24 protein-coding genes are annotated in these 26,457 nt (G+C 66.6%); 12 read left to right on the top strand and 12 right to left on the bottom strand.

The window, feature by feature from the left end; translation table 11 throughout:
- The first annotated feature begins 36 nt into the window (after positions 1 to 36).
- Positions 37 to 576, top strand: coding sequence for a hypothetical protein (locus tag JIP62_RS04740; RefSeq protein WP_201103763.1), 540 nt, complete (start codon positions 37 to 39; stop codon positions 574 to 576).
- Here JIP62_RS04740 and JIP62_RS04735 read toward each other — a convergent pair.
- From JIP62_RS04735 to JIP62_RS04725, 3 genes are all read right to left on the bottom strand, one after another.
- The gene (locus JIP62_RS04735; protein WP_201103762.1) at positions 573 to 4,811 is read right to left on the bottom strand and encodes a translocation/assembly module TamB domain-containing protein; all 4,239 of its coding nucleotides are present in this window, start codon (positions 4,809 to 4,811) and stop codon (positions 573 to 575) included. The two genes, JIP62_RS04740 and JIP62_RS04735, sit on opposite strands and share 4 nt — an antisense overlap.
- Positions 4,808 to 6,598: an autotransporter assembly complex protein TamA gene (locus JIP62_RS04730; RefSeq protein ID WP_201103761.1), complete on the bottom strand. Its 1,791-nt coding sequence runs from the start codon at positions 6,596 to 6,598 to the stop codon at positions 4,808 to 4,810. The genes JIP62_RS04735 and JIP62_RS04730 overlap by 4 nt, the downstream gene beginning before the upstream one ends.
- Before the next feature lie 80 nt (positions 6,599 to 6,678).
- Positions 6,679 to 6,930 (bottom strand): hypothetical protein, encoded by a 252-nt coding sequence (locus JIP62_RS04725; protein ID WP_201103760.1) that lies wholly within the window; start codon positions 6,928 to 6,930, stop codon positions 6,679 to 6,681.
- A gap of 63 nt (positions 6,931 to 6,993) precedes the next feature.
- Here JIP62_RS04725 and JIP62_RS04720 point away from each other — a divergent pair, with 63 nt between their 5' ends.
- Together JIP62_RS04720 and JIP62_RS04715 are read left to right on the top strand one after the other, a co-directional pair.
- Positions 6,994 to 8,808: an ATP-binding protein gene (locus JIP62_RS04720; RefSeq protein ID WP_201103759.1), complete on the top strand. Its 1,815-nt coding sequence runs from the start codon at positions 6,994 to 6,996 to the stop codon at positions 8,806 to 8,808.
- A 71-nt stretch (positions 8,809 to 8,879) separates the two neighbouring features.
- A complete protein-coding gene (locus JIP62_RS04715; protein ID WP_201103758.1) occupies positions 8,880 to 9,242 on the top strand; it encodes a hypothetical protein in 363 nt (120 codons plus the stop codon).
- A gap of 10 nt (positions 9,243 to 9,252) precedes the next feature.
- On the opposite strand, the gene JIP62_RS04710 is transcribed toward JIP62_RS04715, so the two are convergent.
- From JIP62_RS04710 to queC, 3 genes are read right to left on the bottom strand one after another with little or no spacing between them, the layout of a single operon-like run.
- Complete coding sequence (locus tag JIP62_RS04710) at positions 9,253 to 9,621, bottom strand: 6-pyruvoyl trahydropterin synthase family protein (RefSeq protein WP_230974866.1); 369 nt, start codon at positions 9,619 to 9,621, stop codon at positions 9,253 to 9,255.
- 8 nt (positions 9,622 to 9,629) lie between these two features.
- Positions 9,630 to 10,265, bottom strand: coding sequence for a 7-carboxy-7-deazaguanine synthase (gene queE, locus JIP62_RS04705; RefSeq protein ID WP_201103756.1), 636 nt, complete (start codon positions 10,263 to 10,265; stop codon positions 9,630 to 9,632).
- Positions 10,262 to 10,984: a 7-cyano-7-deazaguanine synthase QueC gene (gene queC / locus JIP62_RS04700; RefSeq protein ID WP_201103755.1), complete on the bottom strand. Its 723-nt coding sequence runs from the start codon at positions 10,982 to 10,984 to the stop codon at positions 10,262 to 10,264. The genes queE and queC overlap by 4 nt, the downstream gene beginning before the upstream one ends.
- 331 nt (positions 10,985 to 11,315) lie before the next feature.
- On the opposite strand from queC, the gene JIP62_RS04695 reads away from it, so the two are divergent.
- Positions 11,316 to 12,800, top strand: coding sequence for a response regulator (locus tag JIP62_RS04695; protein ID WP_330999950.1), 1,485 nt, complete (start codon positions 11,316 to 11,318; stop codon positions 12,798 to 12,800).
- Between the two features lie 6 nt (positions 12,801 to 12,806).
- Here JIP62_RS04695 and JIP62_RS04690 read toward each other — a convergent pair whose 3' ends face one another.
- The gene (locus tag JIP62_RS04690) at positions 12,807 to 13,853 is read right to left on the bottom strand and encodes a ligase-associated DNA damage response exonuclease (RefSeq protein WP_201103753.1); all 1,047 of its coding nucleotides are present in this window, start codon (positions 13,851 to 13,853) and stop codon (positions 12,807 to 12,809) included.
- Positions 13,854 to 13,934: 81 nt separating this feature from the next.
- Between JIP62_RS04690 and JIP62_RS04685 the strand changes: the two genes are divergently transcribed.
- The 6 genes from JIP62_RS04685 to JIP62_RS04660 all read left to right on the top strand — a co-directional run bounded on the left by JIP62_RS04685 (position 13,935) and on the right by JIP62_RS04660 (position 16,837).
- The gene (locus JIP62_RS04685; protein WP_201103752.1) at positions 13,935 to 14,414 is read left to right on the top strand and encodes a PaaI family thioesterase; all 480 of its coding nucleotides are present in this window, start codon (positions 13,935 to 13,937) and stop codon (positions 14,412 to 14,414) included.
- On the top strand, positions 14,411 to 14,812 hold the full coding sequence (locus tag JIP62_RS04680) for a PaaI family thioesterase (RefSeq protein ID WP_201103751.1): 402 nt from the start codon (positions 14,411 to 14,413) through the stop codon (positions 14,810 to 14,812). Before JIP62_RS04685 ends, JIP62_RS04680 begins: the two co-directional genes overlap by 4 nt.
- A 62-nt stretch (positions 14,813 to 14,874) precedes the next feature.
- Positions 14,875 to 15,240: a hypothetical protein gene (locus JIP62_RS04675; RefSeq protein WP_201103750.1), complete on the top strand. Its 366-nt coding sequence runs from the start codon at positions 14,875 to 14,877 to the stop codon at positions 15,238 to 15,240.
- A 135-nt stretch (positions 15,241 to 15,375) separates the two neighbouring features.
- Complete coding sequence (locus JIP62_RS04670) at positions 15,376 to 15,624, top strand: hypothetical protein (RefSeq protein WP_230974865.1); 249 nt, start codon at positions 15,376 to 15,378, stop codon at positions 15,622 to 15,624.
- Between the two features lie 89 nt (positions 15,625 to 15,713).
- On the top strand, positions 15,714 to 16,142 hold the full coding sequence (locus JIP62_RS04665; protein WP_201103748.1) for a hypothetical protein: 429 nt from the start codon (positions 15,714 to 15,716) through the stop codon (positions 16,140 to 16,142).
- 59 nt (positions 16,143 to 16,201) lie between these two features.
- A complete protein-coding gene (locus JIP62_RS04660) occupies positions 16,202 to 16,837 on the top strand; it encodes a S24 family peptidase (protein ID WP_201103747.1) in 636 nt (211 codons plus the stop codon).
- Between the two features lie 65 nt (positions 16,838 to 16,902).
- Here the strand turns inward: JIP62_RS04660 and JIP62_RS04655 are convergent, their stop codons facing one another.
- From JIP62_RS04655 to JIP62_RS04635, 5 genes are all read right to left on the bottom strand, one after another.
- Positions 16,903 to 17,382, bottom strand: a complete 480-nt coding sequence (locus JIP62_RS04655; protein WP_201103746.1) for an SH3 domain-containing protein — start codon at positions 17,380 to 17,382, stop codon at positions 16,903 to 16,905.
- A gap of 215 nt (positions 17,383 to 17,597) precedes the next feature.
- Positions 17,598 to 19,283 carry a lysine--tRNA ligase gene (locus JIP62_RS04650; protein WP_201103745.1) on the bottom strand — a complete coding sequence of 562 codons (1,686 nt, stop codon included), beginning with the start codon at positions 19,281 to 19,283 and terminating at the stop codon, positions 17,598 to 17,600.
- Between the two features lie 122 nt (positions 19,284 to 19,405).
- Positions 19,406 to 20,860: an efflux transporter outer membrane subunit gene (locus JIP62_RS04645; RefSeq protein WP_201103744.1), complete on the bottom strand. Its 1,455-nt coding sequence runs from the start codon at positions 20,858 to 20,860 to the stop codon at positions 19,406 to 19,408.
- Positions 20,860 to 24,108 carry an efflux RND transporter permease subunit gene (locus JIP62_RS04640; protein ID WP_201103743.1) on the bottom strand — a complete coding sequence of 1,083 codons (3,249 nt, stop codon included), beginning with the start codon at positions 24,106 to 24,108 and terminating at the stop codon, positions 20,860 to 20,862. The genes JIP62_RS04645 and JIP62_RS04640 overlap by 1 nt, the downstream gene beginning before the upstream one ends.
- A 22-nt stretch (positions 24,109 to 24,130) precedes the next feature.
- Positions 24,131 to 25,333 (bottom strand): efflux RND transporter periplasmic adaptor subunit, encoded by a 1,203-nt coding sequence (locus JIP62_RS04635; RefSeq protein ID WP_201103742.1) that lies wholly within the window; start codon positions 25,331 to 25,333, stop codon positions 24,131 to 24,133.
- A gap of 168 nt (positions 25,334 to 25,501) precedes the next feature.
- Here JIP62_RS04635 and JIP62_RS04630 point away from each other — a divergent pair, with 168 nt between their 5' ends.
- Complete coding sequence (locus JIP62_RS04630; RefSeq protein WP_456237045.1) at positions 25,502 to 26,071, top strand: TetR/AcrR family transcriptional regulator; 570 nt, start codon at positions 25,502 to 25,504, stop codon at positions 26,069 to 26,071.
- A gap of 76 nt (positions 26,072 to 26,147) precedes the next feature.
- Positions 26,148 to 26,405 (top strand): aa3-type cytochrome c oxidase subunit IV, encoded by a 258-nt coding sequence (locus JIP62_RS04625; protein WP_201103741.1) that lies wholly within the window; start codon positions 26,148 to 26,150, stop codon positions 26,403 to 26,405.
- Positions 26,406 to 26,457 lie beyond the last annotated feature (52 nt).

Here is a 26,457-nt window from a genome sequence, read left to right as displayed (position 1 = left end):
CTAGCCTGACCGCCTAATCCTGGGAGGAGACCCATCATGAGCAGCTGGATCAAGGCGCTGAACCCGCTCGACGCCCCGACAACCGAACCTGAGGCCAGGCAGAAGGCGCGTGCCAGCGCGGTTGCGCTTGTGATCTCTGCGGTTCACGGGGCGATCGGGGTGGCCTTGCTGGCCGCCAATATGGAAACGATGCGCGCGGCCATGGTGGAGGCGGCGGCGGCGCAGTCTGCGGGCCAGCCTGCCGAGTCCGCCGAGATGGTGCAGTCCATGGTCGGAGGCGCGGCCGATGCCATGCCATGGATCGCAGGAGCCATCGTGGTCATTCAGCTGGGTCTGGCCTTCTGGCAGTGGGCCAAGCCCAACATCGTGATCCCGATCATCTTCCTGCTGCTTACGGCCTATGGTCTGTTGGGGTCATTGGGCACGGTGCAGCTGGGTATGGACGCGAGCGTCTCCGCCTCCTCGCCCCTTTGGAACCTGATCCTGGGCATAATCGTGATGGTGCTGGGTGCCGTGTTCCACATTTCGGGCATTCGCGGCGCTGCGGCCCTCGGCAAGTACAAGATCCGCGACTAACGCTGGGCGTTGCGGTTCGGTCGGCGGTCGGTGCGACCGTCCGGCCGGCCGCTTTCGCGGCGCCAGCGCACCGATAGGGTGGCCTGACCCTGACCGCCGAAGCTGGAGCTGACGGTCACATTGCGGCGCACCTGCCATTCGACATTGACCGCAGCCCCGCCTTCGCCCCCGCCGATGATCTCCAGATAGACGTCGTCGGTGATGTAGCGACCGCCCGCCACCGTGATGGCCGAGGCCTCGCCCCCGAACGACAGCCGGTCCAGACCGGCGAGTTCACGCAGATTGCCCAGTACGTCAAAGCCCGCACCGCCGGCCAGCGACGCCACGCCCGAGCCCAGCTGCGCCGCCTCGAACGCCGACAGCTGTGACGCCGATCGTCCGAACAGGACCTGCGACAGGATTTCGTCCTGGGGCAGGGCCGGGGCGGAGGTCAGCTCGATCTCCGGCTTGGCTGCCGTGCCGGTAACGCGGACCGTGGCCGTCAGGGCCGGGTCCTCGCGCGTGGCCGACAGGCTGAGGATGATGCGGGCAGGATCGGTCGACAGGGTGACATAGCCGTCCTCGTCGAAGACGAACCGCTTGCCAGCGAAGTCGTAGTCCCCGCGAACGACATTGGCCCGGCCGCTCAGCGTCGGTGCCGAAATGGTGCCGCCGACCGTGGCGCGGACGTTCATCTCGACGTTCAGGCCGCGTCCGACCACGCGGACGTCGCCGCCGGGCGAGCGCAGCCGGATGTCGAGGTTGATCTGGGGGCCCGGTGCCGGGGCCACGGCTTCCTCGACCTCGACCGTATTGCCGCCGGGGCGGTTGATCTCGATCACATCCATGCGGACGATGCCGTTGGAACCGGGCAGGTTGGGCGAGATATTGGCCTCGTCGATATCCAGTTCACCGGCCAGGGTGATGTTGCCGTCGGTGGCGCGGGTGATGGTCAATGGACCCGAGGCGCGGGCTTCGGCGATCTCGTTGTCGATGACGCGGAAGCGGGTGAAGTCCAGGCGCGCAGTCGATCCGCCGCCTTCGCGCAGACCCAGGCGACCGGTGCCGGAGACCGTGCCGCCCGCCGTGTCGGTGGCGGTAAAGCGCTCGATCACCGCCACCTCGTCGTCGAACCGGCTGGCCAGAACAACGTCGCCCAGGCGCAGGCCCGTGCCATTGTCGCGGAAGGCCCCGGCCGTCAGGTCCAGGCGGCCGTTCAGGCGCGGCGCATTCAGGGTGCCCGCCAGGGTCGCGTCGGCGTCGATCTGACCCTCCAGCGAGCGTTCGCCGCCGAAGAACAGGTCCCAGATGGGCTGGATCTGGCCCTTGGCCGAGACCTGGCCGGACATGGCCCCCGTCCGGTCGATGGCCAGACGCAGGGGCGCGGCAGACGCCACGACAGGCAGGGTCACATCGGCCGAAGCCTCGACCGCGCCATTGCTGCGGGCATCGGCGACGATCCGCAGGCGGTTGTCGACCAGGGTGGCATTGACCGTACCGCCGACCGCCAGGCCGCGGGGCGCGTCGGCACTGCGAACGCGGTCCAAGGTGACATTGGCCGAGCCGGACAGGTCATCGCCCGCCCCGCGCAGGGAGACCTTGCCCGTCACGCGACCGCGCAGGTCGGGGGAGATGGAGCCCAGGTCCACGCTGGTCAGGTCAGCCTGGAGGATGGCAGCGCGAGAATCGGCCCGCAGCTCGCCCAGCAGCACGCCGCCGCCGATGCCGAGATCGACGCGAACCACCTGACCGTCGCCGGCCAGGGCAATCACGGCGGGGCTGCGGGTCGCAAAGGCGATTTCGCGCACGCGGCCGTCGCCGCTTAGCGTCACGGTCTGGGCCCGGCCATCGCGGGCGTAGACACCATTTCCATCGAACTGCACCGGCGTCGGGCCGCCGACATCCGTGACCAGGGTAAAGGGCAGGCGGGCCAGCGTGCCGCGTCCGTCCAGCCGCAGCGTGCGGATCACATAGGGCGACCCCGCCAGCTTAACATTGCGGCCATTGACCTCGACGATCGCCGTTTCACTTCCCGCGCCCTCGGTCAGGCGGATGCGGCCATCGGCCTGGCCGGAGGTCAGGAAGGCCCCGGGCCGCGCCGTGAAGGCGAGGTCTGCGCTGGACGGGAAGTTGTTCGACAGGGCCACGGCACCGCGCGCCTGGACGCCCCCGGCATCCAGATCGACGTCGGTCAGGCGCAGCCGATCGCCGCCCAGATAGAAATTCCCCGAGGCGCGCGCTGGGCCATAGTTGGAACCGGCCGTCATCGCGACCCGCCCGTCGGACGCGTCAGCCCCCTTTCGGAAGCTCAGGATCAGATCGACGCCGGTCAGGTCCAGCGGCCCGGCCGCGACCTGTGCAAAGGCGGCACGCAGGTCGGCGCGCGGCTGGGCGATGGTGCCGGTCAGGGCACCATTTCCGGTCATGGCACCGTCGATGGCGACAGGACCGACGCCGAAGGGGCCTTGGGCCGACCAGTCCAGGGCCAGCCGCAGCCGACCGTTGCCTTCGATGAGTCCCTTGGCCGAGGCGCGCCCGGCGGCCCCCGTCAGCTGGCCGCGCGTGAGCTCGATCCGGCCGCCGTTCAGCTGACCCGCCAGCTCCAGGCGCGGGCTGCGTCCCAACAGTCGGTCCAGCTCTTCCATGCCGATCGCCAGATTGCGGCCCCGTCCGTCAAAGGACAGTCTCCAAGGGGCGCCGGTTCGGGCGCTGGCCGCCTGGATCGGGCCACCGAAGGTGCCGCGCGCGCCGCGCTGGATCCGTCCCACGTCGGTGATTTCGGCGCGTCCTCGGAAGCTCATCCCGCCCAGCAGGTTGCGTGATCCGGATCCGGTCAGACTGAGCGCCTGGCCGGTCGCCTCGACCCGGCGAAGCAGCAGGGCCCCATCGGCCAGACGCGCAGCCTCGAACTGCACGCGCGGAGTGGCTCCGAGCAGCGCCCCGATGATGCCGTCGGCCGAGCCTCCCGCGCCTCGAATGTCGCCTTGCACGCTCATGGCCTGCGGATTGACGTCGATGCTCAGCGGACCCGCCAGACGGGTCGCGCGATAGCTGGCCAGATCCGCACCATTCAGACTGACCTGTCCGTCCAGCTTCCAGTCGCTCTGATTGCCGGTGAAAACGGCGGAATAGGCGGCCGGGCCGGCCACCGGGGTTCCTGCCAGCCGGGTCAGCGAGGGCGTGGACACTTCGATGCGAATACCGTCCGGCACGCTGCGGTCGGAAACGCGGAGGGTGCCGCTGGCATTGGAGTTCAGATTGTCTGAAATCAGCCGCCAGCCGATGCCCTGATACCCTTCGCGTTTCGACGGCACCGTGGCGAGGCCGAACCGGGCCGTGCGGCCGATCCTGTCGACGAACGGTTGCAGCAAATCCGACCCGCTGAAGTCGAAATAGCCCGAGACTTTCAGTCCGGTATCGCCGTTGTACCGGCCCTTGACGGTCAAGGGCACGAAGTCACCGGTCCGCACGACCGCGTCGATGACCTCGCCGTTGACGATGGCCGTGGCGAAGAACGGCTCGTCGGGCGAATAGCCGAGCGCTCCGGCCAAGGGACCGCCCTGGGCCTCATTGGCGCGCAGGTTCAGCCTGAGCTGATCGATGCTGTCGCCCAGAGTGGCCGAAATACGCAGAAAGTCGCCCGGCCGGTTCACGCTGTAGGCGTTCAGCGAAGCCGACTTGTCGCCGCGCCGGGGCACATTGGCGTCGCCGGTCAGCTTCCAGCGACCATACTCCTGGCTGAACCCTTCCAGCAGTTCTACGTCGGCGCTCAGCTTATCGATGTCGATGTCCAGCGGCATGGAGCCGGGCGGGTCATCGGAGACCTCAACGATCGGACGGCGGATCAGGCGGATACGGTCGGCGCTGATCTCCGTCGCATGGAACCGGCGTGCGATCAGCGGCAGATAGCTCCAGTCGACCCGAACGTTGGTCGCGTCCAGCCAGACGCCTTCGGCATCGGTTACGGTTACACGGGCAATGCGGAAGTCGTCGAAGATGTCACCGGACAGTCCCTCGACACTGATCCGGCCATAGCTGCCGATCTTTTTGCCGGCCAAGAAGCCGGTGACCAGTTCGCGGCCCGGTCCCGACAGCAGATACATCCGCCCCCCGACCAGGGCGACGACAAGCAGGGCCACGATCGCAGCCGCCGCGATACCGCCAAAGAACGCCAGCGCCTGCAGACGCGTGCGCTTCTTCCTTTCCACCTCGGCGGGGGTGTCCGGCGTTTCGACGATGTCGGGCTGGTCGGTCAAAACGCCTGGCCGATACTGATGTAGATCTGGAAGTCCGCGTCACCTTCGCGCTTGTCCAGCGGGAAGGCGACGTCGGCGCGGATCGGGCCGAAGGGCAGGTTGTAACGAACGCCCGCACCCACGCCATAGCGCAGATTGCCGAAGTCCGGCGTCTCCTGAAAGCCGATGGCCCCGGCATCGACGAAGACCACCGCGCCGAAATTATTGCCCAGGTCACGCCGGACCTCGGCCGAGGCTTCGAACAGCGAAAGTCCGCCGCGCGGCGTGTTGTCAGGCAGGCGCGGGCCTACGCCCTGATACTCATAACCGCGCACCGAGCCGCCGCCACCAGAGTAGAACAGCCGGTCCGAAGGCACGGTCAGCTCTTCCCCGCCGATGATGGTGCCCACGCGAACGCGACCGGCAAGCACGGTCCTTGCCTCGTCCTCGACCGGCAGATAGGCGGTCAGTTGGCTTTCGGCGCGCAGGAACAGAACGGTGTCCTCGCCGGCCACGGCTGTTGGCTGGGCCGATACCGTAAGGCGCCAGCCGGTTGTGGGGTTCAGGGCGTCGTTGGACCGATCCATATAGGCGCTGCCGCGCACCGTTCCGATGACCAGATCGCGATCGAAGGTGACAGGTAACTGGGTCAGAGGGTCGAAGCGATTTTCGGTGTAATGGCCCGCGTCCAGCCCCACGCCATAGCTGAAATAGGAGGTCCGCCCCAGGCGCTGTTGCAGGTCGGCAGCCCCGACGAGGGCGCTGCGCCGATAGGCGTCGGTGTCCTCATGCACCAGGGCCGTGGTCAGTTTCAGCGTACGGCCAGGGCGGCGCCAGTGCGGCAGACTGAGATCGACACCCAGGCGGCTGTCGATATTGGCCAGGCGCGCCTCGTAACGCAGGGTGTCGGCACGACCAAAGCGGTTGTGCTGGGTCCAGATGAACTCGACGCCCGAGCCCTCGGCCGTTGAGAAGGTCACCCCGGCGTCCAGGATCCGGCGCGGTCGGTCGGTCAGGGTGACGATGACCGGACGGTGTCCATCCTCGTCTGTCTGATCAGCAGGGGCCAGGGCGACCCCAACCCCGTCATAGACGCCCGTTTCAAGCAGCCGCCGTTCCAGCTCGGCCACCTGTTCGGGGTCGTAGCGGTCGCCGACTTCCCAGGGGATCAAATAGGTGACCCAGTCCGGATTGGTGCGGCCCCGTGTCTCCAGGCGCACGCCATCCATCAGCACCAGAGGCCCCGAATTGATGCGAAACTCGGGCTGGACGGTGAAGGTGGCATGATCGACGACCACCCTGCGGGGCTGTGCCACGGCATCGGCATAGCCATAGGTGCTGAGACCGGCGACGATCCGGCCTTCGGCCGCAATGACGTCGACGGCCCGACCGGGATCGCCAGGCTTCAGGCCGATCTGCTGCTGAATCAGGCCGTCGGTGGTGGTGTCCGGCGCCGGAGCAGCCCAGGTGATCGTCGGCTGAGTCAGCAGAAAGCGGGGCCCAGGCACGACACTGACGACGGCGACCGGCGTCTCGTCCCCTTCAACGGCGTCTTCCAGCGTCGGCTGATAGTACCCCTCCGAACGCAGCAGGGCCTCGGCCAGTTCGGCGGCGGCCTGGGCCCGGCGGCGGGCCTCGAACCGGTTGGAAGGGGGGCCGTCAACCTCGCCTACGGCCCGCTCGATCTGACGACGCAGTTCACCATCCATTTCGCCGCGGATCACGGCGCGCGGGTCGGCCATCGCCACGGTCGTCCCCGAACTCCACAGGGCCAGACTCACCAGAAACAGGGCGGACCTTGGTGTCAAACGATGGCTTTCACAGGCGGGCGGTGGAGGCAGTCAGCCCATGGCCGCCGCATGTGGCGACGACATGGCAGGGCAGCGGGTCAGTAGAAGAGGGTTTCGCTTTCGGGCTGCACCGATTCCTCGGAACTGCGCGCCTCGGGCGGCAAGGCCGTGTTATCGGCCGGCGCGGGCGGCGGCGTCACGGCCGGCGGCGGCGTTTCTTCCACCGGCGGGGCGACCGGTGCCTCCATGGGCGGCTCGTAGGTTTCGACGTCCTGCGACGGACGAGGATCGTCACAGGCTGCCAGGGCAGCCAGGCTGGACAGGGCGGCGGCGAGGATCAGGCGCTTCATCGGATATCCCCCAGAATAGGCAGGCAAACGCATGCCGGACGGCGGCGTTCCATAGCGATCATCGTGCGTCGGGTCAGCCCCTTCGGCAACCAATCCTTCGTCTTTGTCGATCATGGTGCGGTGAAGGGGAATTCGATCATGGTCACCGCCGACTACGCCTTGGTCGCACAGATCCGGTTTCGGGAGCTGAAGACCCGTGTCGCCCTGGCAGCCTTCATCGGCACCACGGCCTGGTTCATGGCACCGTCGCTCTGGCCCGCCGTCTGGTTCGGGGCCGTGCTCTTCACCCAGCTGATCGATTGGGCCGTGTTTCGACCGCTGCGCCAGCGGCCGGATATGGTCGTCAGTCGGGGCTATGAGGCCCTCTGCTGCCTGACGGCGGCACTGACGGTCGTCGTCTATTCCAGCATGGCGACCTATCTCTGGTTCAACGGGGGCGAGGCGGGCCTGCTGTTCGCCATGATCCAGGTCGCGGGCGGACTGCTGCATGTCTGTCTGCACATGTACCATTCGCGGCCGCTGCTGCTCAGCGCCGCCGCCATGCATGGCCTGTATTTTCTGGGGCTGCCGGTGGTCGAGGCCGTGCTGACGCGCAGCTTCGAACCTCTGTTGCTGGCGGTCGGCTGCATCCTCTTTCTGACCCACCTGGTCGTCGCCGTGCGTCAGAACCTGGCGACGACGCGCGCCCTGAAAGCGGCCAATCGCGAGGCGCTGGAACAGGGTCAGCGGGCCGAGATCGCCAGCGCGGCCAAGTCCGACTTCCTCGCCGTCATCAGCCACGAAATCCGCACGCCCATGAACGCGGTCATGTCGGCCGCCAATCTGTTGCGCCGCACGCGTCTGGATCCGCGACAGCGTGAGCACGTCTCCATGCTGGTGGATGCCGGCGACGTCCTGCTGGGCCTGCTGAACGACGTGCTCGACTTTTCGAAGATCGAGGCCGGCAAGATGCAGCTGGAGGTCGCCGACATTGATGTGCGGGACCGGCTGCGGTCCCTGGTCCGGCTATGGGAACAGCGAGCCATGGCCAATGGGGTGCGGTTGCGGCTGGAAATTCCAGCTGCCATCCCCGAGGTGGTCAGGGTCGACCCTCTGCGGTTTCAGCAGATTCTGTTCAATCTGATGTCCAATGCGGTGAAGTTCACCGAGGCGGGTGAAGTGGTGGTGACGGTGGGGTGGGCCCCGGCGACCAGTCGCCTGAGCGTTGCGGTGCGCGACACGGGCGTCGGCATTCCGGCAGACCGCCTGGACAAGGTCTTCAACAGCTTCGAACAGGCCGATGCGGGGACAACGCGCCGGTTCGGCGGCACGGGCCTGGGCCTAACGATCAGCCGCCGGCTCGCCCAGCTGATGGGCGGCGACCTGTCGGTCGACAGCATCGTTGGTCAGGGCTCGACCTTTCGGCTGGAGCTGCCGGTAGAGGTGGCCGTCGATGCGGCGCAACAGCCGCTCCGCCAGGATGTTGAGCCTCTGTCTCTGAGCGGCCGCTCGATTCTGGCGGCGGATGACCACGAGGTGAACCGGCGGATTCTGGCGCTTCTGCTGGAGCCGCACGGCTGTCGTCTGACTCTGGTCGAGAACGGTGCCGAGGCGGTCGAGGCCGCGGCCTTGGAGCGGTTCGACGCGGTGCTGATGGATATGCAGATGCCGGTGATGGACGGGCTGGAGGCCTCGCGCCGTATCCGCCTGGGCGGCCTTAACGCGGACACGCCCCTGATCGCCCTGACGGCCAATGCGATGGACGTTCATCGGGCGGCGTGGGACGCGGCGGGGGTCCACGCCTTCCTGACCAAGCCGATCGATCCGACCCTGCTGGCCCAGACCCTGGCAGAAGCCTGTGCGGTGCCGCGAAACGATCCCGACAGGGCTGTGGCTTGAAGCGTCAGGCCTCGTCAGTCGCATGACGCGCGCGACCGGCATAGGCTGTTGGCTTTCTGAGGATGTGTTCGATGATGATTGCAGCCCTGTCTGCCCTGACCCTGCTGGCCATGCCGCTGCCGCATCAGGACCCTGCTGACCTGGATCAGACCATCCTCTGCGCTTCCGTGGCAGCCTCCGAGATCTCGAACTTGAACCGATATGCCGAGAGCCGGCCGCTGACGGCGCAGGAGCAGGCGCACCTCGCCACCATGCAGACGATTCTGAATGCGGGTGTGTCCGCTCTGAACGCTTGGCGGGCGACCGCCGCTCCGGCTGAGGTGGAGGCCCTGCGTCAGCGGGTCGAGCCGCGCACCATCGCCCTCGACACGGGGCCGATGGCCGACTGGAATGCTGAGGTCGACCGCTGCGTCACCCTGCTTGGCGCGGCCTAGGCTTCGCTGATTACAGCGTCAGGGTGCAGCGCTCGTGGATCGTCGGGCGCGCCACGGTGATGCGGCACAGGCCGGGCCAGTCCGGCTGCAGCTGAGCGACGAACCACAGGCACAGCCGTTCCAGACTGGGGGCCTCCAGCCCTTCGTGATCGTTCAGCAGGCCATGATCCAGTCGGGCGGCAGCCGTCTTCAGCGCGGTGTCCAGCGCCCCGAGGTCGGCCACCCAACCATGCACCGGATCAAGCGCTTCGCCGCGAACCGTGGCCTCGACCTGGAACGAATGCCCATGCATCCGGCGATAGGGGCTGCCTTCCGGCTCATTCGGAAAATGATGGGCCGCATCGAAGGTGGCCGCCTTGGTGATTTCGAACTGGGTCATGGGTTGGACTAGCGAACGCCGATGTATTTGTGAGTCTGGACGCTGAGGCGCCATTGAGGGTGCGAAAGGCAGTAGGCGAGGGCGGCGGCGGTGTTGGCCTCGCGCTCCGGGCCGTCCATGGGCTGCAGCCAGAACCGCTCGAAGGCCAGGTGCTCGAACCGCTCGGGCATCGCCTGGCTCTGGGGAAAGACCAGCTTCAATTCCTGGCCGGTCGTCTGAAGAACCGGGGCGTCGGCCTTTGGACTGACGCATATCCAGTCCAGCCCTTCGGGGGCCGCCACGGTGCCGTTGGTTTCGACCGCGATCTGGAAGCCATGGCCATGCAGGGTTTCGATCAAGTCCTTGTCCAGCTGAAGAAGCGGCTCGCCGCCGGTGCACACGACCAGCTTTGGATCGCCCGGCCGTCCGATCCAGAGACCCGCGACATGATCGGCCAGAGCCTGGGCCGACAGGAATTTTCCCCCGCCATCGCCATCGGTGCCAACGAAGTCGGTGTCACAGAAGGTGCAGACGGCCTGCGCCCGGTCCTGGTCGCGACCGCTCCACAGATTGCATCCCGCGAACCGCAGGAAGACGGCGGGTCGCCCGGCCTGGCCGCCTTCTCCCTGGATGGTCAGGAAGGTTTCCTTGACCGAATAGGTCATTGACCGGCCCGCCAGGCTTCATAGCCCTGGGCCCGCAGTTCGCAGGCGGGGCAGTGGCCGCATCCATAGCCCCAGGCGTATCGCTGAGAGCGTTCGCCCAGGTAACAGGTGTGGCTTTCCTCGACGATCAACTCGACCAGTTCGGACCCGCCCAGATCGTCGGCAAGGGCCCAGGTCTGGGCCTTGGTGAGCCACATCAGCGGCGTTTCGATCGGCACGGGCTTATCCAGGCCCAGACTGAGCGCCGTGGACAGGGCATCCAGCGTCTGGCGTCGGCAATCGGGATAGCCGGAATAGTCGGTCTCGCACATGCCGCCGACCAGAACCTCCAGCCCGCGCCGGTCGGCCAATGCGGCGGCGGCGGTCAGAAAGATCAGGTTGCGGCCCGGCACGAAGGTGCTCGGCAGGCCGCGCGCATCCATTCCGATGGCGCGATCGCTCGTCAGGGCGCTTTCGGAAATCCGGCCATAGCCTGTCAGATCCACGACGTGATCCGGTCCCAGCCGGTCGGCCAGTAAGGGCAGGACATCTGCCATGCCATCGCGCACCGCGATGCGCGCCTGCATCTCTACCGCGTGCCTCTGGCCATAGTCGAAACCGACGGTCTCGACCCGCGCGAAACGGTTCAGCGCCCAGGCCAGGCAGGTGGCGCTGTCCTGCCCGCCCGAAAACAGGACGAGGGCGGAGACCGGCAGAAGATCGTTTCGGGTATCGCTCATGACAAACCTGCGGTCGGCCCGAGGGCCGCGCGCATGCAAAGGGGTGATCCGAGATATCGTGTTCGGGCGCGCCTTCTACACGAGCCGGACGCGGGACGCAAAAACGCGTCACCCTGAGGGAAATTTCAATTTCGGCTTTAACCGTTCCGCAAACGGTTCACAGGCATTGTCCACCGGTAACACCGGAGTACCGGCCAGTATGCCGACGATCGAGAGCTTGACGGAGCGCGCAGAAGCGATCGCTCCAGACGCACCCGGAAGCGAGGTTTTCAACCGCTTCCAGGCTGAACCGGACACACTTGTCATTCCGGTCGTGGATGGCGGTCGCCCGGTGGGTCTTATCGAAAGAAACGCCTTCCTGCTGAAGATCGCCGGTCCGTTCGGCCACGCCCTCTATGCCAATCGGCCGGTCACCAAGTTGATGGATGCGGAGCCGGCGATCGTCGAGGCCGGCATCGAGATCGACGCCTTCTGCGACATCATGCTGAAGGGCGGTCCCAGCGCCCTGATGCGCGGCTTCATCGTCACGCGGGGCGGCCGCTACTGGGGCGTCGGCACGGCAGTTTCGCTGCTGCAGGCCTCGAACGACCGGCAGCGCCGCCAGAACCAGGAACTGGCCGAGCAGGCCCGTGTCCTGAGCGACACCCGCACCCAGGCCCTGGCCTCGGCTCGCGCCAAGAGCCAATTCCTCGCCATCATGAGCCACGAGCTGCGGACGCCCATGAATGGCGTCCTGGCCGTTGCGGAGCTGCTGCGTCGCCAGCCGCTGAACGCCGCCTCGCACGCCCATGTCCAGACCATCGTGGATTCCTCCGAAAGCCTGATCCGGATCCTCCAGGATGCGCTCGATCTCTCTCGGGCCGAGGCGGGAGAGCTGGAACTCAGCCCCGAGCCCGTCGGACTGCGTGCCCTGATGGACGACGTTCAGGCCATGTGGGCTCCGCGCGCGTCCCAGGACAACGTCACCCTGATGGTCGGCTATGAGGGCGACACCGAACTGGCCGCACAAGTCGACGGCGTCCGCCTGAAGCAGGTGTTCAACAACCTGATCGGCAATGCCCTGAAATTTGCCCGCAACGGCATGGTCGAAGCCAGCCTGCGTGCCTGGGGCGAAGGCAATGACGTCCACATCCAAGCGCGCGTCCGCGACGACGGCCCCGGGGTTGAAGCCGACCGGGTCGATGTGATCTTCGAGCCTTTCGTCCATGGATCGGGTCCCGACGGGGCGGGTCTGGGCCTGGCCATCTGCCGCCAGGTCATGGATCGGATGGGTGGAAGCATCTGGGCCGAAAACAATGCAGGGCGGGGCGCCACGTTTGCCTTTGACCTGGTGGCGCCGCGCGCAACGCTGGAGGCTGATGCCAGCTCCAACGTCGCATCGCTGTCCGACCTCGACCTGCAATCCAGCCCGCATATCCTGATCGTTGACGACAATGCGACCAACCGCGTGGTGGCTCAGGCCCTGTGCGAAATGTTCGGCTGCACCTCCGAGACGGCAGAAGACGGCGTCGACGCCCTTGAGGCTGTGCAGGACCGGCCGTTTGATCTGATCCTGATGGACATCAAGATGCCGCGCATGGACGGCGTCCAGGCAACCAAGGCCATTCGCGCACTGACCGGCCCGGCGCGCGACATTCCGATCATCGCCCTGACCGCGAATGCCGACCCCGAAGATGCCAAAGCCTATCTGGCGACCGGTATGGCCGCCGTGGTCGAAAAGCCGATCAAGCCGGAGCGCCTGCGCATGGCCATGAATGCCGCCCTGGCCGAGGTCGTCGTCGAGCCTGCGACCACATTGGCCACCCGCGCCGCCTGATCGGGTTCAGCCTGCTTTTTCCGGACCTGGGTCCGAACCGGCCGCCTCGTCGTCTTCTTCGTCGTAGCCGACCAGGCGAAGCGCGCGGCCCTTTCGGCCATTGATTTCGCACCAGCGCAGCAAGCCTTCCTCGCGACCGTGGGTGATCCAGTATTCGTCGGCGGCCAATTCGGTGAAGGTGTCCGTCAGTTCGGTCCAGTCGGCGTGGTCCGAGATGATCAACGGCAGTTCGACGCCGCGTTGACGCGCCCGCGCACGCACGCCCATCCAGCCCGAGGCAAAGGCCGTCACCGGATCGGCGAAGCGGCGGGCCCAGCGGTCCTGTATCGCGGACGGCGGGGCCACCACGACCTCTCCCCCCAGAGCATCCTTCCCCAGACCAGACGCGGGGAGCAGGGGCCCCAGGTCGATCCCCTCGCGCTGATAGAGGCGGTTCAGCCTTTCCATTGCGCCGTGAACATAGATCGGCCGGTCCCAGCCTGCCTCGCGCAACAGGCGGATCACCCGCTGGGCCTTGCCCAGAGCATATGCCCCGACCAGGTGCGCCCGATGCGGAAACTGGCCCAGCGACTGGACCAGTCGACCGATCTCCTCGGCATCGGGTGGATGGGTGAAGACCGGCAGGCCAAAGGTCGCCTCCGAAATGAAGACATGGCAGGGGGCGGGTTCGAACGGGACGCACGTCGGATCGCGCCTGCGCTTGTAATCGCCCGAGACGGTCATCGTGAGGCCCTGCCAGGAGATGACCGCCTGAGCCGATCCCAGGACATGGCCCGCCGGGATCAGTCTGATTTCCACCCCGTTGTGCGAAGCGGTTTCACCATAGGCTGAGGCCTGACGCCGCTCGGTGAAGTTTTCGCCGTAGCGTTCCTCCATGATGGCCAGGGTCTGGGGGGTGGCCAGCACCGCGCCGTGGCCGACACGGGCGTGATCGGCGTGACCGTGGGTGATGACCGCACGGTCGACGGGCCTGACCGGGTCAACATAGAAATCCCCCGGCGAACAATAGAGGCCGGCAACGGTGGGATGCAGCAGGTCTTCGGGACGGATCATGGTCACTCGATGTGGGCCGCGCAGAACGGGGCGGTTGAAGGAGGCTTGCACGGAACGTTCGGTTCGATAAGCACGATCCCGATGACATCTTCCGCCCTTGCCTCCGTCCTGCCCCAACTCGCCTCGGGGTCCGCCCATACCCATGCCCTGGGCTTTGCCTTCGAGGGCGTGGAGGGTGACCGGGTGCGGCTCAGGGTGCCCTATCGCGCCGATCTGGTCGGCGATCCGGAAACGGGCGTGCTGTCCGGCGGACTGGTCACCGCCCTATTGGACCACGTCGGCGGCCTGGCGGTCTGGGTGGCCCTGGATGCGTTCAAGCCGATCGCGACCCTGGACCTGAGGGTCGACTACATGCGGGCGGCGGAACCCGGGCGGGATCTGATCGCGGAGGCGCGCTGCTATCGCCTGACGCGGTCGATCGCCTTTGTGCGAGCCTGGGCTTTTGAGGACAGTCCCGACGACCCGGTCGCCGCAGCCCAGTCCGCCTATGTCGTGACGGACCCGGCCGATCGCCGGATCGGGCGGAATCTGACCCCGCGCGAGGGGAGCCGCGCCGGATGAGCGCCCTTCTCGATACCATCCCCTATGCCCGGTTCCTGGGTCTTGTCGGCGAACAGGATGCTAAAGGCCAGCTGCGGGTCACCATGCCGTTCCAGGATCGCCTGATCGGCGATCCGCTGCTGCCGGCGCTTCATGGCGGCTCGACGGCCGCCATGCTGGAACTGACCGCCGTGGCCCAGGTGGCGGTGCTTTATCCGCGATTGAGACTGCCCCGACCGATCAATGTCAGTGTTGTCTATCTGCGCTCTGGCCGCCCTCTTGATGTCGTTGCCGAGGCGACGATCAACAAGGCCGGTCGCCGCGTGGCCCATGTGGTCGCCCAGGCGTGGCAGGAGGATCCCGATCAGCCGATCGCGACGCTGAGTGCGCATTTCCTGATGGATGAAGACGCGTCATAGTTGCGTAAATAAATTACTCATGGTTGAATTCTCCCGTGGCGTTTGGCCATGAGGAGGTTGTTATGACGCGGCAAATCATCGGCGAGACACTGGCGGCCCGGCTGTATGCGGCGGAGACTGCGATCGATACGGCATTGGCCGAAACCGCTGCACTCACGGCCATGCTGCCTGCCGCACGGGCGGAGGCCTATTTGTCGGCGGTGACCGGTCAGAAGGTGTTCGAGGGGGCCGCCGCTGCAATCGGGTCCCTGGCGGAGGCGCGTTCGCATCTGGTGCAGACTCACAACAGTCTGTCGGCGCTGGCGCGCAAACTGGGTCTGGACACCCTGGCCGTCGGTCCGGTCGACAAGCCCGAGGACCGCCCGCCGGTGGGCGGAATTGCCCAAATTCTTAATAAATCCCTAACGGGCGACGCCGAAGTGTGTTAAGGAATCCCTACCTGTTTATGTGGGAGGGTTTCTATGGATCGGGCTACTGTTATCGCGAGCGTTGCTGGCGATCTCTACGCAACTGAAAACGCTGTCGACGCAGCGATCACTCAGGCTACCACGCTCGTCCAGGCCATGATCGGCGCGCGCGCCGCTCTGTCGGTTTCGCCCGTCGCGGGTGCCGAATCGCAAGCCAAGGCCATGGAGGCGATCGCCGCCCTGTCGGCCGCCCGTACCGCCATCGTGGCCTGCCATGCGGAGCTCCAGAAGGATCACCGCCGCATGGGATGGGGCACCTATGCCGTTGGACCGGTCGACAAGCCGGACCACGAGTGGGAGCGCCCCGAAGGCCCCCCCGTCGGTCGTCTTCGCGTCGCTTCCTGAATTCGACGTAATGTGCGGGCCGGGACATTCCGGTTTCCGCAGATTCAATGCAGGATCGCCCTCGAGCTTTCAGCTCGGGGGCGATTTTGATGTTGGACACCCTTTCGTCCCAGGTCGGTGCAGTCGTCACAGTCAGTGTGGTGGCTTTTGCCTTCCTGAAAGGGGACGAGCCCGAACGGATCGGAGCCGGTGCCTATGGGCTGGGCTGGTTTGCGTCGCTGTTGGTCCAGAACGACAGCCAGCTCTATGGCGTTCAATGGGGCATGTTCGCGCTGGATATCCTGATGCTGGGGGTGCTTGCTGCCCTGGTTTGGCGGGCGCGACGGGCATGGTCCGTGTGGGCGGCGGCAGCTCAACTTTTGGTCGTAACCAGTCACGTGATGGCACTGACCGACGTCCGTCCTCCCCTGGCATCTGTTTATCTGGCCATCAACCTGGCCGCATACGGCATCCTGACTTCGATCGCGATCGGCACCTTCTGGGCCTGGCAAGAACGCCGCGCCGGTGGCATCGAGTAGGTGGAAATTCCTAATCCTGTCCGCTAAGGTCCGATCGAATCAGCTTTGATCGGCTTACCTTGCCCCTTTCCCATGCCCAGCTCTGGACGGCGATCGACGGCCTGGCGCGTCTGCAGGGACTGAGTGCCTCGGGGCTGGCGCTCAAGGCTGGGCTGGATGCCACCAGTTTCAATCCGTCGAAGCGGTTCGGTTCCGGCACGCCAGCACGGCCGCGTTGGCCGTCAACCGAGAGCCTGACCCGCATCCTGGAAGCCACCGGGCTTTCGCTCGGCGAGTTCGCGGCCCTGGCTCATGACGCGCCAAATCAGCCGGGGACGGTGCCTCTCCTCGGCATGGCCCAGGCCGGAAAGGACGGGTTTTTCGACGATTCCGGTCTGCCTGTCGGCGAGGGGTGGGAACAGACAGCTTTACCCAGCCCCAAGCCGTCCCTGCTCAGCCTAGAAATCGCCGGAGATTCGATGGTGCCGCTCTATCGACAGGGCGACAAGGTCATCGTGGACCGCGAGGCTGTCGACGTCCGCAAGGGTGATCGGGTCGTTGTACGGACCAGTGGCGGCGAGACCCTGGCCAAGGAACTGGGGTCGATGACGCGGACGGCCATCGTGCTGAACTCGATCAACCCCGCCTATGAACCGCGAACCCTTTCACGCCGCGACATCGTATGGATGGGGCGGATCGTGTGGGTCAGTCAGTAACGGCTCCAATCAACAAAAAGGCCGCCCCCGAAGAGGCGGCCTGATCTGTCGGTCTATGCCGGGGTTCAGTACGGCGCGACGTAGTGGGCGCTCACCCAGCCGCCGTTATCCAGCTGGACCCATTCGCCTTCCGACCCACGAACGCGGAAGGTTTGGCCGGCGGACAGGCTGCCGATCTGAGAGTAACGCGTCGACGGGCCTGAACGGACACGCAGGTTGGACGTGGCCCGATAGGTGTTGGACGCCACCTGACCATAGTTCTGGTTGGCGCGCTCACGCTGCTGGCGGCAGCCGATGTAAGAGCCGGCGGCAGCACCGGCACCGGCACCGACCACGGCGCCAAGGGTGCGCTCATTGTCCGACACCTGGCTGCCGATCAGGCCGCCCAGGACGGCGCCGATCGCGGCACCGGCTTGCTGACGGCCACCCGGCGCATCGCAGTTGGTGATGCCGTTCGACTGGGCCGAAGCGGCAGATGGCATGGCCATGGCGGCGGCACCCAGGGCGGCGGCCGTAGCGAGAGCTGAAAACGTGGTCTTGGACATCACAAAATCTCCTGGTCTCGAAGTGCGTCGAGGCCGGAATAATGCGCCAACCTGTCTGAAGGCTCCCGTGAACAGGTCGTTATGTTGGGTTCATCTTTCTTGAGGCGGGCTATCGCTCGCCGCGCGGTCGCTCTCTACTTGAGGCCGAACAAAGACATCGTCATTCTGGGTTGGCTGTTCGAGCGCCCCGGAATGACGGCATCAGTCGAGTGGCGCTATGCAGCAGCGTCCCCGGCCAGGCGTCCCTCTGCCCCCGCCTGGATCAGGGCAATGGTCTGGGGCAGGCCATAGATAGCTGCGAACGAGCCGAAGCGCGGCCCCTGCGATGCGCCCAGCAGCACCTCATACAGGGCACCGAACCAGGCGCGCAGAGGTTCGAACCCGTGCTCCTTGCCCACGGCATAGACTTCGGCCTGGATGACCTCGCCGTCGGTGGTGTCGCCCGGCAGGGCGGACAGACGGGTGGCCAGGTCCAGCAGGGCCGCCTTTTCCTTGTCGTCAGGCAGGCGGTAGGCCTTGGTCGGCTTGACGAAGTCTTCGTAGTAGTTGAGCGCCCGCTCCATCAACTGATCCAGCAGGGGCTCGTTCTGCGGTGTCGCCTCGGGCAGGTATTTGGCGAAATAGGCCCACAGCTGTTCCTTGGTCGAGGCATTGGCAACGCCGACCAGGTTCAGCAGCAGGGCAAACGACACCGGCGAGGTATGGGTCGGCGGATTGCCCGCGTGGATCGACCAGACGGCATTGTCGATCTGCTTGGCCGGCTCCTGCGTCTTATAGGCTTCGATGAAGGCCAGATAGTCGTCGATCGCGCGCGGGATCACGTTGAAATGCAGCGACTTGGCGGACTTGGGCGACTGGAACATATACCAGGACAGGCTCTCGGGCGTGCCGTAGCGCAGCCACTCTTCCATGGTCAGGCCATTGCCCTTGGATTTGGAAATCTTCTTGCCCTCGATGTCGAGGAAGAGCTCGAAGTTGAAGCCTTCCGGCGGCACCCCGCCCAGAGCACGACAGATCTTGCCGCTTTCGCGGACGCTCTCGATCAGATCCTTGCCGCTCATCTCGTAATCGACGCCCAGAGCCGTCCAGCGCATGGCCCAATCGGGCTTCCACTGAAGCTTCACATGGCCGCCGGTGACGGGCAGTTCGGTGCGGCCCCCGGCGGGGTCGTCGAAGACGATGGTGCCCTTGGACACGTTCCGCTCCAGGGTCGGGACCTGAAGGACGTGACCGGTGATCGGGCTGATCGGCAGGAAGGGCGAATAGGTTTCGCGCCGCTCAGGGCCCAGGGTCGGCAGCATGATGGCCTGGATGGCGTCGAACCGCTCCAGCAGGGTCAGCAAGGTGTCGTCGAACCGCCCGGACCGATACTGTTCGGTCGAGGACAGGAATTCGTAGTCGAAGCCGAAGCTGTCCAGAAAGGCGCGCAGCCGGGCATTGTTGTGCGCGCCGAAGCTGTCGTGAGTCCCGAACGGGTCGCGCACCGTGGTCAGGGGCTTGTGCAGATCTTCGGCCAGCATCTGCGGATTGGGGATGCCGTCGGGCACCTTTCGCAGGCCGTCCATGTCGTCGGAAAAGGCGACCAGCCGGGTCGGCCAGTGATCCCCGGTCAGTGCCCGAAAGGCGTTGCGCACCATGGTCGTGCGCGCCACCTCGCCGAAGGTGCCCATGTGCGGCAGGCCGGACGGACCATAGCCCGTCTCGAACACCACCGGCCGGGCCAGGGCGGGCAGGGCGGCCAGAGCCTCGTCCGTCTTGTCGGCGGCAATCAGGCTGGTGGCCAGTTCATGCTCGGCGCTGGTTGCCAGCCGGTGTTTCAGAACATGGGCCAGCAGATTGCGGGCCTGTTCGAAGGGCCAGGAACGAGCATTGCGGGCGAGGGATTCGATATGGTCGAGCATGGCGGGCCTTTTGCCTCAATCCCGGCCCGGAGGCGAGGGGACATGACCGATCCGATCGGTCGAGGACGGCACCAGGGCGGACACGGCTGCTGATTGCGGGATCGGCAGCCGTGTCCGAAGCGTCACTCGCCGGTCCAGCCCCCGGCCAGGGCCTTGAACAGGGTGATCTGGTAGGTGGCGACCAGGGCCTGGGAGGCGGCCAGGGCAGCTTCGGCCTGGACCAGGGTGCGCTGGGCATCCAGCACGGCCAGGAAGCTGTCGGCCCCGGCGTCGAAACGCAGGCGTGCGATGCGCGCGGCATTGGCGGCCTCGTCCCGCGCGGTGGTCAGGGCGGCGGCGCGGTCCAGTTCGTTGGCATAGGCCGACAGGGCCGTCTCGGTTTCCTGCAGGGCCACCAGCACGGTCTGGTCGAAGGTCGCAAGGGCCGCCTGGCTGTTGGCGTCCGCTGCCTCGATCCGGGCACGAGCCACGGCGATGTTGGGGAAGGACCAGCTGATCAGCGGGCCGACACTGAAGCGGAAGTTCGAATCCTCGCCCAGGTCTGCGGCGTCCAGCGCCGTCGAGCCGAACGATCCACCCAGGCTGATGCTGGGATAGAGCGCGGCTGTGGCAACGTTGACGCGCGCGGCCGCCGCCTGAAGGTTGCGCTCCGCCCGGCGAACGTCGGGGCGACGGGCCAGCAGGGCGGCACCGTCGCCGACCGGGATCGGCTGGGCCAGCGTCGGCATGACGGCACAGGTGCGAGCCGCCGGGTTCACATCGGCCGGGGCAACCCCGGTCAGGGTGGCCAGGCGGAACAGGGCGGCGTCCCGCTGGGCCCGCAGGGGCGGCAGGGTGGCGGCGGTCGTCGCGGCGGCGGAGCGGGCCTGTGACGTCTGCAGGGCTGTCCCGGCACCATTGTCCAGCAGGCGCTGGGTCAGGTCGACCGTCTCGTTCTGGAGATCCAGCGAACGCTCGGCGACGGCCAACTGAACATTGGCGGCGCAAATGTCGGCATAGGCCCGTGCCGTCTCGGCCGCGACCGTGACGCGTACGACGTCCAGGGCCGCCTCGGCCGCCTCGGTGTCGGCGCGGGCGGCACGGATGGCCGAACCGACCCGGCCGAACAGGTCGATCTCATAGCTGACGTCCAGACCGACGTCATAGGTCTCGCCCTCGTCCAGGGCCTGGCCGGGCGCGGCACCGGGCACAGTGGCGGCCGAGGCACGACCATAGTTGCCCGCGCCCGTGATCTGGGTCGACGGCAGGCGACCGGCGCGCGATTCCGACAGCGAGGCCCGGACAGCCCTCAGGTTGGCGGCCGCAACCTCCAGCTCGTTGTTTTCGGCCAGGGCCTGGGCGACCAGGGTGTCCAGGATCGCGTCGTCATACAGACGCCACCAGTCGTCGCGAGCCTCGGCCGGGCTGACCGCAGCGGTCTGTGAAGCCCCGATGAAGGCACCCGACGCGGACAGGGGAAGGGTCGCATCGGGCGCCTTCGGCCCGACCGCGCAGGCCGCCAGAACAGACGCGGCGGCCGTTACGGTCAGGAACGGACGAAGCCTGCGGACAGGCTCCGAAAGGGAAGGGTACAGCATCAGGAGTCTCCGCTGCGGGCGGCCGTGACCGGCGCGTCGGGGTCGAAGGAAGTCGGCACGGCGGGCGTCTGGCGGGGGGTATCGGGCCCCCGGTTCAGGCGCTCGGCCAGGCCACGGCAGATCACATAGAAGACCGGCGTGAAGACCAGGCCGAAGATGGTCACCCCGATCATGCCGAAGAACACGGCCGCGCCCAGGGACTGGCGCATCTCGGCCCCGGCTCCATGCGCCAGCACCAGGGGCAGAACGCCCAGGATGAAGGCGAAGGAGGTCATCAGGATCGGACGCAGGCGGATGCGGGCGGCCTCGACCGCGGCATCCCAGCGGTTCATCCCGTGCTCTTCCTGCTGCTTGGCGAACTCCACGATCAAGATGGCGTTCTTGGCCGCCAGGGCGATCAGGACGACCAGTCCGACCTGAACCAGGATGTTGTTGTCCAGACCCAGGGCGTTGACCCCCAGCATGGCCGCCAGCAGACACATCGGCACGATCAGGATGACCGCCAGCGGCAGCGTGAAGGCTTCGTACTGGGCCGCCAGCACCAGGAAGACCAGCAGCACGGCGATGACGAAGATGATCGTCGCACCCCCGGCAGCCTGTTTCTCCTGATAGGCCAGGCCCGTCCATTCATACGAGAAGCCTTGCGGCAGAGCCTGGGCGGCGATGGCCTCCATGTGCGTCAGGGCGGTGCCGGACGAAACGCCGGGAGCGGCCTGCCCCTGCAGTTCGGCTGCGGGGAACAGGTTGTAGCGGACGATCCGCGACGGACCCGTCGTCTCGTTCAGGGTAGCCACCGAGCCGATCGGAACCATGGCCCCGGCGGCAGAGCGCACCTTCAGATTGGCGATGTCGGCCATGTCGTCGCGATAGGCGGGCTCGGCCTGGGCGGTGACGCGGAACGTCCGGCCCAGCAGGTTGAAGTCGTTGACGTAGGACGAACCCAGATAGATTCCCATGGTCGAGAAGATGTCGCTGGGCTGGACCCCCATCATCAGGGCGCGGTCGCGGTCCACATCGGCTTCGACGCGGGGCGAAGCGGTGTTGTAGGTCGAGAAGACCTGCTGCACCTGATCCGGGACCTGGGCAGCAGCACCCATCATGGCAAAGGTGGCCCCTTCCAGCGGGACATAGCCCGCGCCGGAGCGATCCTGGATCATCATGGCAAAGCCGTTGCCGGTGCCCAGACCCTGAACCGCGGGCGGGGCGATGACGAAGATGTTGGCGTCCTCGATGCCGGCCGTGGCACCGGTGATGGCCCCGGCCAGCGCGGTCGCCGAGGTCTCGCGCGTCTCGCGGTCACTATAGTCGTTCAGGCGCACGAACAGGGTGGCGGCATTGGATCCGAACGAGAAGCTGGTGCCGTCCAGACCGGCAAAAGCGACGGTGCCGTCCACGCCCTCGGTGCCCTCGATGATGACGCGGGCGCGTTCCATCACGGCCTTGGTGCGTTCCAGCGAGGCCCCGGCGGGCAGTTGAACGACGCCGATCAGGAATCCCTGATCCTGATCCGGAATGAAGCCGGACGGTGTGTCGATCAGGCGCCAGGCCGTCAGGCCCAGCAGGCCGACGTAGACGATCAGCACCATCATCACCATGCGGACCAGACGCGCGGTCAGACGGCCATAGCGGTCCGACAGCCAGTCGAAGCCCTCGTTGAACTTCCGACCCGCCCAGCCGCCATAGTATTTCGCCTGGTTGAACAGGCCCGTCTTGCGCGGCGCGGTCTCGTCATGATGCACATGCGGCTTCAGCAGCAGAGCAGCCATGGCCGGTGAGAGCGTCAGCGAGACGAACAGCGACACCACCGTCGCCGAGGCGATGGTCACGGCGAACTGGCGATAGAAGATCCCGGGAATTCCCGGCACGAACATGGTCGGGATGAACACCGACACCAGCACCAGGCCGATGGCGATCAGGGCCCCCGATACCTCCTGCATGGACTTGTAGGCTGCCTCCTTGGGCGTCAGGCCCTCGCGGACATAGCGCTCCACGTTCTCGACCACGACGATGGCGTCATCGACCACGATGCCCACCGCCAGCACCAGGGCCAGCAGCGAAAGCGAGTTGATCGAATAGCCCAGGGCCAGCTGCACCGCGAAGGTGGCGACCAGGGCGATCGGGATGGCGACGATCGGGATGACGGCCGCTCGCCAGGTCTGAAGGAAGACGAGCACGACCAGAACCACCAGGATGATGGCCTCGATCAGGGTGTGCTGGACCGACTCCACAGAGGCGGCGACGAATTCGGTGGGGTTGTAGGGAACCGAGATCTGCATCCCGGCCGGAGCCTCGGCCTTGAAATTCTCGACCTCTTCCAGCACGCGCTCGGCGGTGCCCAGGGCGTTGGCCCCCGGCTGCTGGACGACGGCGATGCCGACGCCGCGTTCGCCGTCGAAATAGCCTTCGATGCCATAGTCCTGAGCGCCAAGCTCGACGCGGGCGACGTCGCGGATGCGGGTCGTGCGGCCTTCAGCATCGGTCTTGATGACGATGTCGGCGAACTCCTCGGGCGTCGACAGACGGCCCTGGACTTCGATCGGCTGCTGGAAGGCGGAGGCGCTGGTGGTGAAGGGCGGCTGACCGATCGAGCCGGCAGCGGCCTGGATATTCTGGGCCGCCAGGGCACCGGTGATGTCCGAGGCGTTCAGGCCGCGCGCAGCGGCCTTGGCCGGGTCGATCCAGACGCGCATCGAATAGTTGCCGCCGCCGAAGACCTGGACACTGCCCACGCCCTCGATGCGCAGCAGGCGGTCACGCAGGGTCGAGTTGGCATAGTTGCCGACATAGTCGTTGTTCAGGCTGCCGTCGGGTGAGGTCAGCCCCAGGATCATCAGGAAGCCTGACTCCTGTTTGTTCACCGTCACCCCGACCTGACGGACCTGGGCCGGGAGGCGCGGTTCGGCCAGGGCAACCCGGTTCTGGACCAGCACCTGGGCGGCATCCAGATCGGTGCCCGGTTGGAAGGTCACGGTGATCGCCACCACGCCGTCCGAGGTCGAGGAGGAGGAGATGTAGAGCATCCCCTCGACGCCGTTCACCTCCTGCTCGATGGGGGCGGCGACGGTCTCGGCCAGGGTTTCGGCCGAGGCGCCGGAATAGGCGGTCGTGATGGTGATCGTCGGCGGCGCGATCTCCGGATACTGCGACAGCGGCAGCAGCGGATAGGCGAAGACCCCGATCAGGGTGATGAAGACCGCGACCACGGCCGCGAAGATCGGCCGGTCGATGAAGAAGCGCGAAATGTTCATGGCGTTGCGCCGGTCCTGTCGATCAGTCGCCCGAGGGCAGAGCGCCCGCCGCGGTTGCGGTGGCGGCAGGCGGTGCGGTGGTCACGGGTGCCTGGTCCGTGCGCGGCTGGGGCGTGATGCGGACCACGGTCGGATTGACCTTCTGACCCGGCATGACCCGTTGCAGACCGTTGACGATGACGCGGTCGGTCGGCGCGATGCCCGAGCGGATAACCCGCAGGCCGTCGGCCAGGGGGCCCAGAACCACCGGGCGCGGCGTCACACTGCCGTCGGCGGCGACGACATAGACGACCTTGCGCGCCTGATCGGTGCCGATGGCGGCGTCGGGGACCAGCATGGCCTGATAGGGGGTGCCGCCGGCGACGCGGGCATGACCGAACAGGCCGGGCTTCAGGAAGCCGTCGCTATTGGCCACCACGGCGCGCAGGCGGATGGTGCCCGAGGCGGGGTCCAGGGCGTTGTCGGTAAAGTCCAGCGTGCCGGACCAGCGATACTCGCCCTCGTCCTGCAGGCGGATGCGCACCGGGGCGGCGGAACCGTTGCGGGCGTCGCGCTGATATTTCAGCAGCAGGGCCTCGGAGCCTTCAAAGACGAAATAGATCGGTGCGGCCGAAACGATGGTGGTCAGGACGTCGCCGGCCGACGATCCGCCGGCAACCAGATTGCCCGCATCGATGCGGCGATCCGAGACCGTGCCGGACACCGGGGCGGTGACGCGGGTGAACTCCAGATCCAGCTGGCGGGCGCGGACGTTGGCCTGGGCACCGGCGATGGCGGCCTCGGCCGTCAGGACAGCCCCGCGGCGCTGATCCACCTCGGCCTGGGACACGGCCTGGGACGCAAACAGGGCCTCCGACCGCGCCAGTTCGGTGCGGGCCAGATCGACCTGGGCCTGGGCCTGGGCCAGCTGGGCCCGGGCGGCGGCGAGGGCGGCCTGGGCCGGGCGGGGGTCCAGGCTGAACAGCAGCTGGCCGCGGCGCACATACTGGCCGTCACGGAAGTGAACCTGTTGCACATAGCCGCCGACGCGGGCGCGGACGTCGACCGTTTGGGTGGCCTCGAACCGGCCGACGAAGTCGTCCCAGTCCACCACCTGCTGCACCAGAGGCACAGCGACGGAGACGGCGGGCGCACTGGGCGCTGGGGCCTGGGCCTCGGATTGCGAACAGCCGTAAAGCGCGGCCGTCAGCATGACGGACACGGCAAATGTCTTCAGCACGCGCATCGGCGTACAACTCCCTGTCGGGCGGATTCCCTGTCGAGCGAGACCAAGGCGATCGGGGAGGAGGCCGTTAGTCAACGCTTGGTGACTTAATGGTGATGAAGGCTCCGCTTGTCAACAGCGGATGACAAAGCCATATGAAGTCTGGGGACATTATCCACGGAGATCGAATTGTTGCCGGTTTGCGGCCCGCGACCCAGGAACGCGCTTGCCACGCGCACAGCCATTCTCGAGGCGGCGAATCGCCGGTTCGCGGCTGCAAGCTATGAAGAGGTCGGCATCCGCGACGTGGCGCGTGACGTCGGCGTCGATCCGGCTCTGATCTCGCGCTATTTCGGCTCGAAGGAAGAGCTGTTCTCGGCCGTGCTCGACAGCTGCACCAACAAGTCCGACCTGATGGAGGGCGACCGCGCCGATTTCGGCCGCCGGATGGCGCACGAGCTGGTCTATGGCGCACCCAATGAGGAAAAGCTGCGGCTATTCGCCATCATGCTGCGGTCCATCGGCTCGCCCAAGGCGGCCGAGGTCGTGCAGCGCTCTTCGGCCGACCGATTCTTCATCCCCTTTGCCGAGTGGATCGGCGGCGAAGACGCCATTGTCCGGGCGCGAATGGTGGCGGGCATGATGATGGGCATGTCGGTCAGCCGGGACATGGGGGGCGGCTTTGGCCTGAGCCCCGAAGAATGCGAGCGGATGTGCGAGCGGGTGGCCACCACCATCCAGGGACTGATCGACGGTTGAGGACCGCTTGAGCCTTTTGCCTGCATCGCTATAAGACGACCGACTTCAATTGCCTTCCCAGACCGGAACCTCTCCCATGGCCGACCCGCACAAGCCCGCCGATCAGGACGCCCAAGCCTATCTGCGCGGCAGCCAGGCCATCGGCGAGCAGGAATCGACCTATGCGCTGTTCATGAACCTGGCCAAGTGGGGCTCGCTGGCCGTGGGTGCCGTCCTGCTGTTCCTGACGCTGTGGTTCCAGCCGGGCGGCAGCTTCGTGATGGGGGCCGGAGCGGCCGTCGTCTTTGCCGTGATCGGATTTTTCGCGCTGAAGTCCAAGCCCGCCGCGCATTGATTCCATCCCGGCCGCCGCGAGGCCGCCGTCAGAGCACGGATCATGCGTTTCA

It is taken from the genome of Brevundimonas vitisensis (assembly GCF_016656965.1).
Lineage (GTDB): Bacteria > Pseudomonadota > Alphaproteobacteria > Caulobacterales > Caulobacteraceae > Brevundimonas > Brevundimonas vitisensis.
Note: the sequence above shows the minus strand (reverse complement) of the source record. Positions and strands in the feature narration are given on the sequence as shown.